The following is a 15,280-nucleotide window of genomic DNA, read 5'->3' as shown; positions in this document are numbered from 1 at the left end:
CCGGGGGGACGCAATGAGGGTTCTGTATGTCGTGCTGTGGGCTCTTGCGGTCAGTGGCTGCGGGGTATCGATCCTCGATCTGAGCGGGCCGGGCCCGGCGCCCGGCAGTCCGCCGCGCGAGCATATCGAACAGTTGCTGGCACAGGTCGAGACGGTCGAGTCCCGCCCGCACCCGGGTGGGTACCAACGCGGGTGCTCAGGCAAGGAACAGTGCGTCTTCGGTCCGGCGTGGACAGACGCCCAGAGCGCTCCAGCGGGGCACGACGGATGCGACACCCGCAACAACGTGCTGGCCACCGACCTGCGATCGGTGTCGTTCCGGGACGGCACCCGGGAGTGTGTCGTGCTGAGCGGGGTCCTCGCGGACCCGTACTCCGGCGATCTCGTCACCTTCGACCGCAGCGACGCCAAGGCCGTGCAGATCGACCACGTCTACCCGTTGGCCGCGGCCTGGGACATGGGTGCGTCCACGTGGCCACTGGAGCGCCGAATACGGTTCGCCAACGACGTGATGTTCGAATTGCTGGCCGTCAACGGCGACGACAACCAGGACAAGGGAGACCAGACTCCCGGCGACTGGCTTCCGCCGAATCCCGCGTATCACTGCTTCTATGCGGGCAAGTATCTCAGCGTCGCCGTCGAGTACGGCCTTCCTGTCACAGTCGCCGACCGGAAGGCACTCGCCGATGTGGCGGAAAGGTGTCCGTGAGCTCCTCAGGACACCGTGAACGAGCGTGTGTGCCACCCGGTGGCGCCGCCTGGAATCGGCGGCGTCCGTTCCTCGACCTGTACGTTGCCGCTGAGGTCCGTCGCCCGCACTTGCAGTGTGTGCAGGCCCGGTGTCGCCTGCCATTCCCAGGTCCATTGACGCCAGGTGTCGATGGTGTATTGCTGTGCGAGCGCAGCTTTTTCCCACGGGCCGTTGTCTACCCGCACTTCCACCGTCTCGATTCCTCGGCGCTGCGCCCAGGCGGTTCCAGCGACCAGTACCGGACCCGGTACCAAGGGCGCGAAGGGAGCCGGCACGTCGATGCGGGAGGCGGTCTTGATCGGTGCCTTCTCGGCCCACCCCCGCTGCGTCCAGTACGCCTCGGCCGCGTCGAAGCGGGTGAACTCCCAATCCACCACCCATTTGGTGGCGGAGACGTAACCGTAGAGACCGGGCACCACCTGGCGCACGGGGTAGCCGTGCTCGAACGGCAAGGGCTCACCGTTCATCGCCACCGCGAGAATTGCGTCGCGACCGTCGCGCAATGCTTCGATCGGGGTACCTGCGGTGAAGCCGTCGATACTCGTCGAGAGCAGCATGTCGGCCTCGGCACCGACGCCCACCTCGTCGAGGAGATCCCTGATCGGGTACCCGATCCAGGTGGCGTTGCCGGCGAGGACTCCCCCGACCTCGTTGGACACGCACGTCAACGTGATAATCCGTTCGACCGGGGTCCGTGCAACGAGGTCGTTCCACGTGAGGGTGAGTTCCCGGTCCACCATTCCGTGGATGTGCAGCTCCCAGTTGTCCGTCGTCATCCGCGGGACACGCAGCGCGGTGTCGATGCGGTAGAACTCGTCGTTCGCGGTGACGAACGGGGTGGCCCCCGGTACGCCGATGTCGGTTCCCGGAGCGATCGGAGACGCCTTGTCCGCGACCGAGGGAATCGCGAAATTCCGACGGTTGTCGATGGCCCCGGCGATCTGCTGGCCCAGATACCGTCCGACAGCTCCCGCCGCCGCTGCCGCCGCAGCAGCAGTGGCCGCGAGCACGAGAAACCTTCGGCGGGGCATCCGCGAATCCGCACCATCGGCCCCTTCCGGCATCTGCGCCGCCGCCGTCAAGATGCGGAGTACGACGATTCCGGCCGCGACCCCTGCGAGCGTCGGCACCGCGTAGACCCACGAGGCGCTCGGGCGTTGTGTGGCGGCAAATACGCCGACTGCGCCCAGAATTCCGAGGATGGCACTGCCGAAGGGGGCGCGCGGTCGCTCGACGATGCCTGCCGCTGCGGCAAGCAACACGATCAGCAGTGTCATCCCCGCGAAGAGCGCCGGCTTGTCGTTCGTTCCGAACGTCGAAATGGCGAACTCGCGCGCCCAGGCCGGACTGCGGTCGACCGTGGTGGAACCCACTGCATAGAAGGGCGAGCTGTTCTGGTCGATCAGCACCGACATGAGTTCACCGACCGCGAGAACGACACCGGCGGCGATCACTCCCGCGAGTGCACGGGAGAACAGATGCCGTCGCCGCTCGGGCGCTCGTGCGGCGTGGGGCCGGTCACCGATCGTGGTAGTCATGCAGCCGTGCTCCTTTGTTGTGGTCACGGGGTATTCGGAGCCGGCAACACGCGCGGATGGGAGCCCACCACTAGTATTGCGCTGATGAACACGCTCGACAAAGACACCGTTCTCTGCATCTCGCTTTCCGGTCGACCGAGCAACATCGGCACCAGATTTCACAACTATCTCTACGGTGAGCTTGGTCTGAATTACGTCTACAAGGCGTTCACCACCACCGACCTGCCGGCCGCGGTCGGCGGGATTCGTGCACTCGGTATCCGCGGGGCCGGTATCTCGATGCCGTTCAAGGAGCAGGTGATCGACCACGTAGACGTCATGCACTCGTCGGCGTCGGTCATCGAGTCGGTGAACACCATTGTCAACGAGGACGGCGTGCTGCACGCCTACAACACCGACTATCAGGCAGTGGCAAACTTGCTGCGGGAGAACGCACTTCCACACTCGCTGTCCGTCGCCGTCGCGGGCAGCGGTGGGATGGCCAAGGCGGTGGTGGCAGCAGTACGCGACTTCGGGTTCACCGATGTCACCGTGGTGGCGCGAAACGCAGAGACGGGCGGCGCGCTCGCGAAGCAGTACGGCTTTTCGTGGCAATCCGAATTGGGTCACGCTCGTCCGGGCCTGCTGATCAACGCGACGCCGATCGGGATGGCCGGTGGTGCCGAGGAGGACGCTCTGGCGTTCGAACTGGACGCGATCGAGGCGGCGGAGGCCGTGTTCGACGTGGTGGCGATGCCCCCGACCACGCCGTTGATCAGAGCGGCGGCCGAACGCCACAAGACCGTGATCACCGGCGCCGAGGTGATCGCCCTGCAGGCGGCCGAGCAGTTCGTCCTGTACACCGGCGTCCGCCCCTCTCCGGAAGAGATCCGGCGGGCGTCGGAGTATTCGCGGTCGTGAAACAGGCGCGGGTCGCGGATCACCCGACCGCCGCACGAAGCCTCTCCGCCATCTGAGCGTCGAACGCCACGAACACGACGCGCGGCACACCGCTGTCCGATCGGCGCACTGCACTGACGGCCTGACGGACGGCGTCGTCGGCCGGCCACCCGTAGACACCGGCCGAGATCAGGGGGAAGGCAACCGATTCCGCGCCGAGGTCGGCCGCCACGCGCAAGCTGCTCAGGTACGCACCCCGCAGAAGGTGTGATCGATCCTCGGAAGATGAGTACACCGGTCCGACGGTGTGGATCACCCACCGGGCCGGCAACCTTCCCGCCGTCGTGGCCACGGCCTCACCTGCAGGCAGTCCGTCGGGCAGTGTCGTCGCCCGCAACTTCCTGCACTCGGCCAGGATGTCCGGTCCGCCCACACGGTGGATCGCTCCGTCCACGCCGCCGCCGCCGAGAAGGGCGGAGTTGGCCGCATTGACGATCGCGTCCACCGCCACCGTCGTGATGTCGCCCTGCACTACCTCGATGGTCGTCATCGGCCCATTATCTCCGGAAGTGCAGGGCCGTCCGCACGATCAATCCGGCGATCAGCGCCCAGAAGGCCGAACCGATTCCCAGGACGCTGACCCCGGACGCCGCGATCAGAAAAGTGACGACAGCCCCTTCCCGTTCGCGTATGTCGGCGAGCGCCGACGCGAGCGCACCACCCAGAGTCGCGAGGAGGGCGAGACCGGCCACCGTCTCCACTACGCCCACCGGAGCCGCCGCAATGAGCGCGGCCACAGCCGCCGAGCAGGCCGCGAGGACCAGATACGCCCAGCCTGCGGTGAAGGCCGCACGCCACCGTTTCCAGGGGTCGGGGTGGGCGGTGGGTGCCGCGGAGAGAGCGGCACTGATCGCCGCGAGGTTGATGGCGTGCCCACCGGCGGGTGCCCCCACCAGGGTTCCGATCCCCGTCACCAGCATCGCGGGCCGCCACGGGACCTCGTATCCGAAGGACTTCATCACTGCGGTGCCGGGAATGTTCTGCGACGCCATAGTCACGATGTACAGCGGCACGGCGATCCCGATCAATGCCTGCCAGGACCACGTCGGTGTCGTCAGCACCAGCCCCGGCAGCAAAGCGCTGGCGTCCAGTCCGACTTTCCCGACGACGAGGCTGACCGCGATCACCACACCCGCGGCGGCGAATGCTGCCGGGACCGCCCACCGTGTGGAATACCGCTGCAGAACCAGCCACACCAGCACGACCGGGGCGACGGCGAGCGGTGCGTCCCGTAGCGCGAGCACCGGGGCCAGGCACAGGGGCAGCAGCACCCCGGCCAGCATCGCTTGCGCCAACGCGGAAGGAATTGCGGCGATCGCCCGCCCGAGCCGGGGCCACAACCCGGTGAGAAGGATCGCAACACCCACGATGGCGAACGCGCCCACCGCAGCGGGCCAACCACCGCCCACGGTCCCGGCCCCGGCGAGGAGCGCGGCGCCGGGCGTCGACCAGGCGAGGGTGATCGGCATGCGATAACGCCGCGACAACCACAGCATCCCCAGTGCCTGCGTCACACACAGTATGAGGAGGCCCGACGCCGCCTCGGCGGAATTCGCGCCGACCGCGGTCAGACCCGTGAGGACCACGGCGAAGGAACTGGTGAATCCCACCAGGGCCGTGACGATTCCCGCACTGACCGGCTGGGCGGCGGAAGAAGGCGAACGCACGTCACTGTCGGGTACGGACATAGGACGCGATTCTGCCCGATGCGCGGCACGTCCGGCGGGCCTGCCCAGGGCACGGGAACCTCGACGTTTAAGGTCGAGGCGATGACACACGACGACGTTCCCGCCTTGCCGACCGCCGACGACTTCCCGGTCCTCTGGCCGGTACCCACCCGCTGGGCAGACAACGACCACTACGGGCACGTCAACAACGTCACCTACTACTCGTACTTCGACACCGCGGTCAACGCCTGGCTGATCGCGGAAACGGGCACGGACATCCGGGAGTTGCCGGCGATCGGCGTCGTTGCCGAGACATCCTGCAAGTACCTCGGTGAACTGACCTTCCCGGACCGCCTCCAAGTGGGACTGTCGATAGAGCGGCTCGGCACTCGCAGCATCGTGTATGCGCTCGCCATCTTCCGGGAACGCGGCGAGGCACTCGACGAACGCGACAAGGCCCTCGACCTGGCGGCTCTCGGCCGATTCGTCCACGTGTACGTCGACGCGAAGACGCGCACGCCGGTGCCCATCCCGCCCGACATTCTCAGTGCGGCAAAGCTATTGGTGGTGCCGGGCACGAAGTGAGCGCCCGGCACCACTGAGCAGCGCCTCGGTTCAGCGCAGGCCTTCGGCCTCCGCCGTGGCCACGGCCCGGGCGATGATGCCGTCGATCAGCTTGACCGTGGGCGCACCTGTCTCGGCCTGGTTTCGTGGATCGTCCGTCACCCGGCGCAGGACGCCTTCGGCGATGATCGCCAGTTTCCACAGTGCCAGCACGTGCCAATAACCCACGTGCGTGACGTCGCGCTCGGTTTCCTGGGTGTACGCCTCCACGAGTTCGGCCCTCGTCGGGAAACCCTCCAGCGTGGAAGCAGGGAAGGGTCCGGCATCCTCGTCACCGGCCTCCGGCCAATAGGCCAGAAGTGCACCGACGTCAGCCAGCGGATCTCCGAGGGTGCAGAGTTCCCAGTCCACCACGGCGAGCACCTCGCCCTCCTCGGGCGACGTGATGACATTGCTCAGATGGAAGTCACCGTGCACGAGCGACAGCTCCTTCTGCTCGGGCATGTTGCGCTGGAGAATGTCCGCCAGCTGCTCGACCTCCGGGACATCCCGGGTACGGGACTTTTCCCACTGGTCTGCCCAACGCTTCAATTGCCTTGCTGCATAAGGTTTGTGGCTCGCCAGGTCCTCGAGCCCGGTGTCCGCCAGGTCGACGGCGTGAATCTTCGCGAGCGCGCGCGCCATCGCGAGCCCGACACCGCGCCTCTGCTCGGGTGTCAATTTCTTGGCGACCCCGATGCTGTCGATCACCACGCCGGCCACGTAACTCATCAACACGAGTGGGGCGTCGGTCACCTCGGGATCTTCGATGAGTCCGAGAATTTTCGGCACCGGCACGTCCGAACCCTGCAGCGAGGACAGGATTCGATGTTCTCGGACCACGTCGTGCGCCGAGGCGAGCAGGTTTCCGAGCGGCGGACGCCGAAGCACCCATCGGCCGCCACCTGCATCACTGACCGCATACGTGAGGTTCGACTGACCGTTTCCGATCCGTTCGAAGCTCAGCGGTGCGATCGCTCCTACACCGAGTCCGGCAATCCACGCGGAGACGGCATCTTCGTTCAACCCCACAGCATTCACGCGCTCGATGCTAACCGCTCGGGGGCCCGGTGCGGTGGGAACCGTGACGCACCGGCGGTAACGGTGAGGTGGATTCGGTCCGAGACCTCCACGCCGGACGGATCATCGGATCACCACTCCATAACAGTTCAGCTTCGGCGGCGTCCGGACTGGTCATAAGACGCAGTACGACTCCTCCGCGGGCTCGTCGACTGGGCAAGTTGCTATACCGAAATGCGACCACTTGCGCAGTTCGCGTTCCCGTGGATGCTGTGAAGTAGGACACATACATGTCCTGAACGCAGCGCACGTCTCCCGCGAACTCACAAGGTCCCCGGGACTCGACACAGCGAGGTGAGTCCGATGGTCGACAAGATTGCCTATCCGGTCCAGCTCCTACAGCCGGACGGCCGACGGGTCCTACGGCCCGAGTACACGAACCTGGTGCGCGATATCGGTCCGGACGAATTGCGCGCACTGTACGAAGATCTGGTTGTCACGCGCCGCATCGACGTGGAAGCCACTGCTCTGCAACGACAAGGCGAACTCGGCCTGTGGGCGCCCATGCTCGGCCAGGAGGCAGCGCAGGTCGGTTCGGCCCGAGCCCTCCGCCCCGACGACTACGCCTTCGTCAGCTACCGCGAGCATGCCGTCGCCTATTGCCGCGGCGTCGACCCCGCAGAAATGACTCGGATGTGGCGGGGAACCGCCCATTCGGGCTGGGATCCACACGCGGTGAAGGTCACCAACCCGGCCATCGTCGTCGGATCTCAAGGACTGCACGCCACCGGATACGCAATGGGCGCCCACCTCGACGGTGCCGAGATCGCGACCATCGCCTACTTCGGTGACGGTGCCACCAGCCAGGGAGATATCGCCGAGGCACTGGGCTTCTCGATGAGTTTCAATGCCCCGGTCGTGTTCTTCTGCCAGAACAATCAATGGGCGATCAGCGAACCGGTGCACCTGCAGAGTCCCGTTCCGATCGCCCAGCGTGCCGCCGGCTACGGGATGCCGGCCGTCCGGGTGGACGGCAACGATGTCCTCGCCGTCCTCGCCGTCACCCGCCAGGCCACGCAGCGCGCACGCGAGGGGAGCGGCCCCACCTTCATCGAAGCCATCACCTACCGGATGGGTCCCCACACGACCTCCGACGACCCCACGCGGTACCGGTCTTCGGCGGAGACCGCGGAATGGAAGGCCCGCGATCCGATCGACCGCATGCACCGCCTGCTCGACTGGGAAGGCCTGCTCGACGGGGCGTTCCTGACCCGGGTCCGGACCACCGCCGACGAGATCGCGGCGCGACTCCGGTCGGGGGCCGTCGGCGCACCCACGCCGCCGCCGCTCAGCGTGTTCGATCACGTCTATGCCAGCGAACATCCGCTCCTCGAGGAGGAGCGCGCCGAGTACGCCGCGTACCTCGCAGCGGTCACCGACACCGAGGAGGCACTGTCATGAGCACCACAAGAATGTCGCTCGGTGCGGCTGTGGGAGCGGGTCTGCGGCGCGCACTCGAACGGGACCGCAAGGTCGTGATCATGGGTGAGGACGTCGGACGCCTCGGCGGAGTCTTCCGGGTCACCGACACCCTGCAGAAGGATTTCGGCGACAACCGCGTGATCGACACCCCGCTCGCCGAATCAGGGATAATCGGCGCAGCCTTCGGTATGGCGCTGCGCGGATACCGGCCCGTGTGCGAGATCCAGTTCGACGGCTTCGTGTACCCGGCCTTCGACCAGATCGTCTCGCAGGTCGCGAAAATTCACTACCGCACGGAGGGAAAGGTGACGGCACCCCTGACCATCCGGATTCCCTACGGCGGTGGAATCGGGGCCGTCGAACATCACTCGGAGTCCCCCGAGGCCTACTTCGTGCACACCGCCGGACTGCGGGTGGTCACCCCGAGCAACCCCGGTGACGCCTTCCACATGATCCAGCAGTCGATCGCGTCGGACGACCCGGTGGTGTTCTTCGAACCGAAGCGGCGGTATTGGGACACAGCAGAATTCGATGTGGACGCTGCACCCGACCTGCCGTTGCACAGTGCGCGTGTACTGCGCGAGGGCTCGGACGCCACGATAGTCACGTACGGTTCCGTCGTACCGACGGCGTTGTCGGCTGCGGCCATCGCCGAGCAGGAGGGCAACTCCCTCGAAGTGATCGACCTGAGGTCCCTCTCCCCGATCGATTTCCCCACCGTCGAACGGTCGGTCCGCAAAACCGGCCGGCTCGTCGTGGCACACGAGGCATCGACGTTCCTCGGCCTCGGCGCCGAGGTGGCCGCCCGGATATCGGAGCGGTGCTTCTACCAGCTCGAGGCCCCGGTTCTGCGCGTCGGCGGTTTCGACATTCCCTATCCCCCGGCGAAGCTGGAACGTCACCACCTTCCCGACGCCGATCGCCTGCTCGACGCCGTGGACCGCAGCCTCGCGGCCTGACCGGTTCGCCCGAAAGTGAGGCCCGAAGGAGAGGCCCGAAGGAGAGGAGTGTCCGTTGGCGCAGGAATTCCGCCTGCCCGACCTCGGCGAGGGGTTGACCGAGGCCGAGTTGGTGTCGTGGTCCGTCGAGGTCGGCCAGAGCGTCGAACTGAATCAAGTCATCGCCGAGGTCGAGACCGCCAAAGCCTTGGTCGAACTACCGTCGCCCTACGCAGGTGTCGTGGAGGAGCTGTTGATTCCCGCCGGGGCCACCGTGCCGGTGGGAACACCGCTCATCAGGATCGCGACCGACTCGGCGTCGGACACGCCACCTACGCGGACTCCAGTGCTGGTCGGATACGGACCCGAGGCCGCCGCACAGAGCAGGCGTGCACGCCCACGCGCGGCCGCGACGCCGGAGGACACGGCACCGCCCGAACCCGTGCGTCCCGACGCCTCGCCGGCCGCCCGGCTGGCAGCACGCGAACGCGGGATCGACCTCACCGTTGTCCCGGGCACGGGTCCGTCCGGGGCCGTCACCCGGCACGACGTCGAGGAGTACGCCGGTTCCGCCGCACCGCGCGTGGCGGCCGGGCCGAGCGAGCGAGAGACTCGCACCCCTGTGCGGGGCGTGCGGAAGCAGACGGCCGCCGCCATGGTCCGCAGTGCGTTCACCGCGCCCCACGTCACCGAATTCGTGACCGTCGACGTCACGCGTTCGGTCGAACTCCTCGAACGTCTCCGGGGTCGAAGGGAATTCGAGGGGCTGTCGGTGACTCCCCTCAGCATCGCCGCGAAGGCCATGATTGTTGCCCTACGTGAGCACCCCGATCTCAACGCTTCCTGGGACGAAGAGCACCAGGAGATCGTCACCAAGCACTACGTCGACCTCGGTATCGCCGTGGCCACTCCGCGTGGTCTCGTCGTCCCCCACGTGAGAGAAGCGCAGTCGCTGAGCCTGCTCGAACTCTGCCGGGCGATCACCGAACTGACCGCCATCGCGCGCAGCGGTAAAGCCGATCCCGCTCAGTTCACCGGCGGCACCATCTCGCTCACCAACGTCGGTGTCTTCGGTGTCGACACAGGCACACCCATCATCAACCCCGGCGAATCCGCGATCGTGTGCCTGGGCAGCGTCTCCCAGCGGCCGTGGGTACACGAGGGCGAACTCGCCGTCCGCTGGGTCACCACACTGAGTGTGTCCTTCGATCACCGCGTCGTCGACGGCGAACAGGGGTCGAAGTTCCTGTCCTCCGTCGCCGCGATGCTGCACGATCCGGTCGCGCTGCTCGCACAACTCTGAGCCTCGGTACGTTGAGCCCGTGAGTACTTCTCAACCGCCCGCGGTGAACAAGCGCGCACGGGTACCCGAACCGCTCAGATCCGCCCGGGCTGCGATCTTCGCGATCTTCGGGATCAACGGGTTCCTCCTCGGGATGTGGGTGGTGCATATTCCCGCGATCGAGGACCGTACCGGCATCAGCCACTCCACGCTCGGATCGCTGCTCCTCCTTCTCGCGATCGGCGCCATCTTCGGCATGCAACTCACCGGACCCCTCGCCGACCGGTTCGGAAGCAGGCGGACCGTGATCGCCGCCGGGCTCACACTGTCGGTCGCCACGATCGGCCCCGGACTGGCCACCGAGGCGTGGCAGCTGGGTCTCGCACTTCTCGTCTTCGGGTTCGCCAACGGGGCCCTCGACGTGTCGATGAATTCGCAGGCCGTCGAGGTGGAACAGCGCTACCGGCGGCCCATCATGTCCGCCTTCCACGCTCTCTTCTCCGTCGGCGGGGTCGCGGGATCGCTCGTCGGCGCCGCGACACTCGCCGCCGACTGGACACCGGCCGCGGCACTCCTGGTCGCCGGGGGTGTCGGGATCGCGGTCGTCGGCGCGAGTGCGCGGTGGCTCATGCAGGATCGGCCGCGCACCGCGAAGACGGACGGATCCGCAGAGAAGGCACACGGACGACTGTCGGCGCGAGTCCTGGGGCTCGGCGGCATCGCGTTCGTGCTCATGCTCGCCGAAGGCGCCGCCAACGACTGGAGCGCACTGCAAGTCAAGGAGCACCTCGCCACCTCCGACTCAGTCGCCGCCCTCGCCTTCGGTGCCTTCTCGGTGATGATGACGGTAGGACGGTTCACCGCCGACCGGGTCAGTGGTGCACTGGGGCCCGTCGCCGTCGTCCGCTACGGCGCACTGCTCGCCGGCGGCGGAATGGCGCTCGTGCTGGTGTCCGGGGCCCTCCCGCTCACGATCTTCGGTTGGGCGCTGTTCGGCCTGGGACTGTCCGGTGGAGTCCCCCAGATCTTCACCGCCGCCGGAAACCTCGGCTCAGGATCCGCGGGCACCAACATGTCCCGCGTCGTCGGACTCGGATACGTGGGATTCCTCGCAGGCCCGGCCGCCATCGGCTGGATCACTCAAGTGATTCCCCTCACAACGGCGATGGTCGTGCCGCTGGGATGTGTGTTGATCGCTGCAGCGTGTGCCGGTGCGGTCCGGCGAACACCCCACTCCGTACACCGGGATCACAGCGTGCTCTCATAGTTCGTTCAGCGTGGGTTGGCATGCTGGAGACCGTGACCGAATCGAACAGCACGCTGCGCCGCAGCGTTCACCGTCTTGCCGTCTCGGCGGCAGGTGTGGTGTTGCTGTGCGCGCTGTATCTCGTCAAACCCGCCTCGACAGCGCTCTCGTTCCCGGAGCCGTTACGGTCTATCGCGGACCAGGTGATCAGTGTCGTCGACGTCAACTCCGTATTGGTCGCGACCGTCGTCCTCGCGGTGGTCGCGACGGTGCGGAAACTGTCGTACGGAATCGGCGCGATCCTGTTGCTCTGTCTCGGCGCAAACCTCACCTGCGCGGCCGTCCGGGCGTGGGCGTCGGATGCTCCCACCGTTCTGCTGCCCAGCGGCCATGTCGTCGCCGTCGCTGCCCTGTACGGCTCGGCGATCCTCGTGTCGGCGCCGCGATTCCGGCCCGTGGTCGCTGGACTGGGCTTCGCTCTGATCCTCGGCGTCGCAGGGGCCGCAGCCCTCGTCGAACCGATCAGCGTCTACGGGCTCGTGGCGAGCCTTGTTGTGGCGTCGATCTGGTGGGCGCTGGCGTCGATATTGATGCTGTACTCCCCCGTCGCCGCGGAGCGTGAGGCGCTTCGGCCCGACACCGCGGCTATTGTCTTCTCCCGCCACCGGTAGGCGCTTCGCGCCCGTGAGTGGTTAACGAGTGCAGGGACTCGTTAACCACTCACGAGCGGCGGAGCCGCCTACAGGGCTTTGAGTTCCTCGGTGACGTCGGCGACCGATTTCTTCGCGTCGCCGAAGAGCATGGAGGTGGTGTCGGCGAAGAACAACGGGTTGTCGATACCGGCGAACCCGGAGTTCATCGACCGCTTGAGCACGATCACCGACTTCGACTGATCCACATTCAGGATGGGCATCCCGTGGATCGGCGACGACGGGTCGTTGCGGGCGGCCGGGTTGGTGACATCGTTCGCCCCGATCACCAGGGTGACATCGGTGCGAGCGAACTCGTCGTTGATGTCGTCCATTTCCTTCATCGCGTCGTACTCGACATCGGCCTCGGCGAGCAGCACGTTCATGTGCCCGGGCATCCGGCCGGCGACCGGGTGGATGGCGTACTTGACCTCGACGCCCTTCGACTCGAGCAGCTTGGCCATGTCCTTGACCGCGTGCTGGGCCTGCGCGACGGCCAGCCCGTAGCCGGGGACCACGATCACCTGGTTGGCGTAGGCCATCTGGATCGCCGCGTCCGCCGCCGAGGTGGACTTCGCCGTCTTCACCGTGCCGTCATCGGCGACCGCGGCAGCCCCGCCGCCACCGAACCCGCCGGCCACGATCGCCGGGATGGACCGGTTCATCGCCTTCGCCATCAGGTTCGTCAGGATCGAACCCGACGCGCCGACGATCATGCCGGCCACGATCATCGCCTGATTATTCAGGGCCAGACCCGCGGCCGCGGCGGACAGGCCGGTGAGCGCGTTGAGCAGCGAGATCACCACGGGCATGTCGGCGCCGCCGATCGGCAGCACCACCATCAACCCCAGGATCGCGGCGAGGACGAGGACTCCGACGATCCACCACCCGCTGGTGGGTCCGGTCGGGTCGATCGCCTTGATTCCGATGATCACCGCGAGGGCGACGGCGCCGATCAGCAACAGAGCGTTCAGCGGCTGCTGCAACCGGCCGATGCCGATCGGGCGGCCGGGCAGGGTTTCCTGCAGCTTGAGGAACGCGATCACCGATCCCCAGAAGGAGATCGACCCGATGATCGCCGCGAAGAGCGAGGCGATCACGATGTGCACGGTCGGCGACTCACCGTGCGCGAAGGCGGTGAACCCGTCCGAGTCGAGGAATTCGGCGTAGGCGATCAGGGCGACGGTGCCGCCGCCGACCCCGTTGAACAACGCCACCAGCTGCGGCATCGCCGTCATCTTCGTCCGCAACGCCGGCGGCACACCGAGGACCACACCGATCACCAGACCGGCGACGACGAGCACCCAGTTGGAGGTGTCCCGGATCGCGATCAGGGTGGCGACCACGGCGACACCCATGCCGACCGCGGCGATCTGGTTACCGCGGACCGCGGTCTTCGGCCCGGTCAAACCCATCAGACCGTAGATGAACATCGCGAACGCCACGATGTACAACACGTTGACCAAGTACTCCATTACTTGTCCCCACCCTTCTCAGCAACAGCAGCGGCGGGAGAAGCGGGCTTGGACTTGAACATTCCCAGCATCCGGTCGGTGACCACGAAACCACCGACCACGTTGATCGTTCCGAACACCAACGCCACGAACAGAATCACCTGCAGACCCCACGGCGGATTGTCGACCTTGCCCAACACCACCAACGCACCCAACACCACGATCCCGTGGATCGCGTTCGTCCCCGACATCAGCGGGGTATGCAACGTGTTCGGGACCTTCGAGATCACCGCGAACCCCACGAACCCGGACAACACCAGGATCGCGATGTTCGCCAACAATTCGGTATACATCTAGGACACACCCTCCTCACGGGTGACGCAGGACGCGGCCAGGACCTCGTCCGAGAAATCGGGGGCCAACCGGCCTTCGACCAACATCAACTCGAGCAGCGCGGAGATGTTCTTCGAGTACAGCTCCGAGGCGTGCTCGGGCATCGACGCGGGCAGGTTGAGCGGCGAGCAGATCGTCACCCCGTGCTTGACCACGGTCTGACCGGGTTCGGTGAGCTCGCAGTTACCGCCGGTCTCTCCGGCCAGGTCGACCACCACGGAGCCGGGTTTCATGCCCTCCACCGCGGCGGCGGTCACCAACCGGGGGGCCGGACGTCCCGGCACCAGGGCGGTGGTGATGACGACGTCGAAGCCCTTGATCGCGTCCTCGAGCGCCTGCTGCTGCTGCGCGCGCTCCTGTTCGGTGAGTTCGCGGGCGTACCCGCCTTCACCGGCGGCGTCGATCCCGAGATCGAGCCACTGCGCACCGACCGAGCGAACCTGATCGGCCACCTCCGGGCGCACGTCGTAGCCGGTGGCCCGGCCACCGAGCCGCTTCGCCGTGGCGAGGGCCTGCAGGCCGGCGACACCGACACCGAGGACCAGCACGGTCGCGGGTTTGACAGTGCCGGCCGCGGTGGTGAGCATCGGGAAGAACCGGGTCGACTCCGACGCCGCGAGCAGCACCGCCTTGTATCCGGCCACGTTCGCCTGCGAGGAGAGCGCGTCCATCACCTGGGCGCGGGAAATCCGCGGGATCGCCTCGACCGCGAACGCCGCCACCCCCGCCGACTTCAGCGCGGCGACCTGATTGTCCTGATTGCGGGGGGCGAGGAACCCGATCAACGTCTGCCCGGCATGCAGCCGGCCCACTTCCTCGTCCGACGGCGGCGCGACCTTCACGATCACGTCCGCCGACCACGGATCGCCGATCTTCGCGCCCGCCCCGACATACAATTCGTCCGGGATCAGTGCGCCCAGTCCGGCACCCGACTCGACCACCACATCGACACCCTTACCCGTCAATGCGGCCACGATCTTCGGCACCAGCGCTACCCGACGTTCGCCCTCGTTCGACTCACGAGGAACGCCAACCGTCGGGCGCGGCTGCGCCGCGCTCTGCGATGTATCCATTTATCGACTTCCTGCGGTAGATGGTCTGCATGCCGCGACGAGCGGCAACCAACCGTTGATGAGCGGAATATGTCCCCAGCCTCGACTGATTTCAGCTGATGATAGCCAGAGACCGCGTGACGTAGTGAACAGAGGAGCCGGCCGGAGTCTGTCTGAATCGAGTCCGAACAGCCGTTCTCACCCGCCTTTCGTCTAGTTTGTGAGG

The 15,280-nt window shown here is 66.7% G+C and carries 15 protein-coding genes; 8 read left to right on the top strand and 7 right to left on the bottom strand.

The window, feature by feature from the left end:
- Positions 1-13 precede the first annotated feature (13 nt).
- Positions 14-709, top strand: a complete 696-nt coding sequence (locus CBI38_RS10360; protein WP_109328604.1) for an HNH endonuclease family protein — start codon at positions 14-16, stop codon at positions 707-709.
- A gap of 5 nt (positions 710-714) precedes the next feature.
- On the opposite strand, the gene CBI38_RS10355 is transcribed toward CBI38_RS10360, so the two are convergent.
- Positions 715-2,289 carry a molybdopterin-dependent oxidoreductase gene (locus CBI38_RS10355; RefSeq protein WP_109328602.1) on the bottom strand — a complete coding sequence of 525 codons (1,575 nt, stop codon included), beginning with the start codon at positions 2,287-2,289 and terminating at the stop codon, positions 715-717.
- Positions 2,290-2,373: 84 nt separating this feature from the next.
- Here CBI38_RS10355 and CBI38_RS10350 point away from each other — a divergent pair, with 84 nt between their 5' ends.
- Entirely contained in the window at positions 2,374-3,189 is an 816-nt protein-coding gene (locus tag CBI38_RS10350; RefSeq protein ID WP_109328600.1) for a shikimate 5-dehydrogenase, read from the top strand.
- 19 nt (positions 3,190-3,208) lie between these two features.
- Here the strand turns inward: CBI38_RS10350 and CBI38_RS10345 are convergent, their stop codons facing one another.
- The gene (locus CBI38_RS10345) at positions 3,209-3,718 is read right to left on the bottom strand and encodes an O-acetyl-ADP-ribose deacetylase (protein WP_109328598.1); all 510 of its coding nucleotides are present in this window, start codon (positions 3,716-3,718) and stop codon (positions 3,209-3,211) included.
- Positions 3,719-3,725: 7 nt separating this feature from the next.
- Positions 3,726-4,916 (bottom strand): benzoate/H(+) symporter BenE family transporter, encoded by a 1,191-nt coding sequence (locus CBI38_RS10340; RefSeq protein ID WP_109328596.1) that lies wholly within the window; start codon positions 4,914-4,916, stop codon positions 3,726-3,728.
- 81 nt (positions 4,917-4,997) lie between these two features.
- Here CBI38_RS10340 and CBI38_RS10335 point away from each other — a divergent pair, with 81 nt between their 5' ends.
- Entirely contained in the window at positions 4,998-5,480 is a 483-nt protein-coding gene (locus CBI38_RS10335; protein WP_109334984.1) for an acyl-CoA thioesterase, read from the top strand.
- 30 nt (positions 5,481-5,510) lie between these two features.
- Here CBI38_RS10335 and CBI38_RS10330 read toward each other — a convergent pair whose 3' ends face one another.
- Positions 5,511-6,539: a phosphotransferase family protein gene (locus tag CBI38_RS10330; protein WP_109328594.1), complete on the bottom strand. Its 1,029-nt coding sequence runs from the start codon at positions 6,537-6,539 to the stop codon at positions 5,511-5,513.
- A gap of 342 nt (positions 6,540-6,881) precedes the next feature.
- On the opposite strand from CBI38_RS10330, the gene pdhA reads away from it, so the two are divergent.
- From pdhA to CBI38_RS10305, 5 genes are read left to right on the top strand one after another with little or no spacing between them, the layout of a single operon-like run.
- Positions 6,882-7,979: a pyruvate dehydrogenase (acetyl-transferring) E1 component subunit alpha gene (pdhA, locus tag CBI38_RS10325; RefSeq protein ID WP_109328592.1), complete on the top strand. Its 1,098-nt coding sequence runs from the start codon at positions 6,882-6,884 to the stop codon at positions 7,977-7,979.
- A complete protein-coding gene (locus CBI38_RS10320) occupies positions 7,976-8,959 on the top strand; it encodes an alpha-ketoacid dehydrogenase subunit beta (protein ID WP_109328590.1) in 984 nt (327 codons plus the stop codon). Before pdhA ends, CBI38_RS10320 begins: the two co-directional genes overlap by 4 nt.
- A gap of 55 nt (positions 8,960-9,014) precedes the next feature.
- Positions 9,015-10,241, top strand: coding sequence for a dihydrolipoamide acetyltransferase family protein (locus CBI38_RS10315; protein ID WP_109328588.1), 1,227 nt, complete (start codon positions 9,015-9,017; stop codon positions 10,239-10,241).
- A 19-nt stretch (positions 10,242-10,260) separates the two neighbouring features.
- Positions 10,261-11,487: an MFS transporter gene (locus tag CBI38_RS10310; protein WP_109328586.1), complete on the top strand. Its 1,227-nt coding sequence runs from the start codon at positions 10,261-10,263 to the stop codon at positions 11,485-11,487.
- Positions 11,488-11,507: 20 nt separating this feature from the next.
- Entirely contained in the window at positions 11,508-12,137 is a 630-nt protein-coding gene (locus CBI38_RS10305) for a hypothetical protein (protein ID WP_230990144.1), read from the top strand.
- Between the two features lie 68 nt (positions 12,138-12,205).
- Here CBI38_RS10305 and CBI38_RS10300 read toward each other — a convergent pair whose 3' ends face one another.
- From CBI38_RS10300 to CBI38_RS10290, 3 genes are read right to left on the bottom strand one after another with little or no spacing between them, the layout of a single operon-like run.
- Complete coding sequence (locus CBI38_RS10300; protein WP_109328584.1) at positions 12,206-13,630, bottom strand: NAD(P)(+) transhydrogenase (Re/Si-specific) subunit beta; 1,425 nt, start codon at positions 13,628-13,630, stop codon at positions 12,206-12,208.
- A complete protein-coding gene (locus tag CBI38_RS10295; RefSeq protein WP_109328582.1) occupies positions 13,630-13,962 on the bottom strand; it encodes an NAD(P) transhydrogenase subunit alpha part 2 in 333 nt (110 codons plus the stop codon). The genes CBI38_RS10300 and CBI38_RS10295 overlap by 1 nt, the downstream gene beginning before the upstream one ends.
- Positions 13,963-15,075, bottom strand: coding sequence for a Re/Si-specific NAD(P)(+) transhydrogenase subunit alpha (locus CBI38_RS10290; protein WP_109328580.1), 1,113 nt, complete (start codon positions 15,073-15,075; stop codon positions 13,963-13,965).
- Positions 15,076-15,280 lie beyond the last annotated feature (205 nt).

Origin of the sequence: Rhodococcus oxybenzonivorans (genome assembly GCF_003130705.1) — a bacterium.
In the GTDB taxonomy this organism is placed as follows: Bacteria; Actinomycetota; Actinomycetes; order Mycobacteriales; family Mycobacteriaceae; genus Rhodococcus_F; species Rhodococcus_F oxybenzonivorans.
This window is presented reverse-complemented; position numbering and strand designations above follow the sequence as displayed.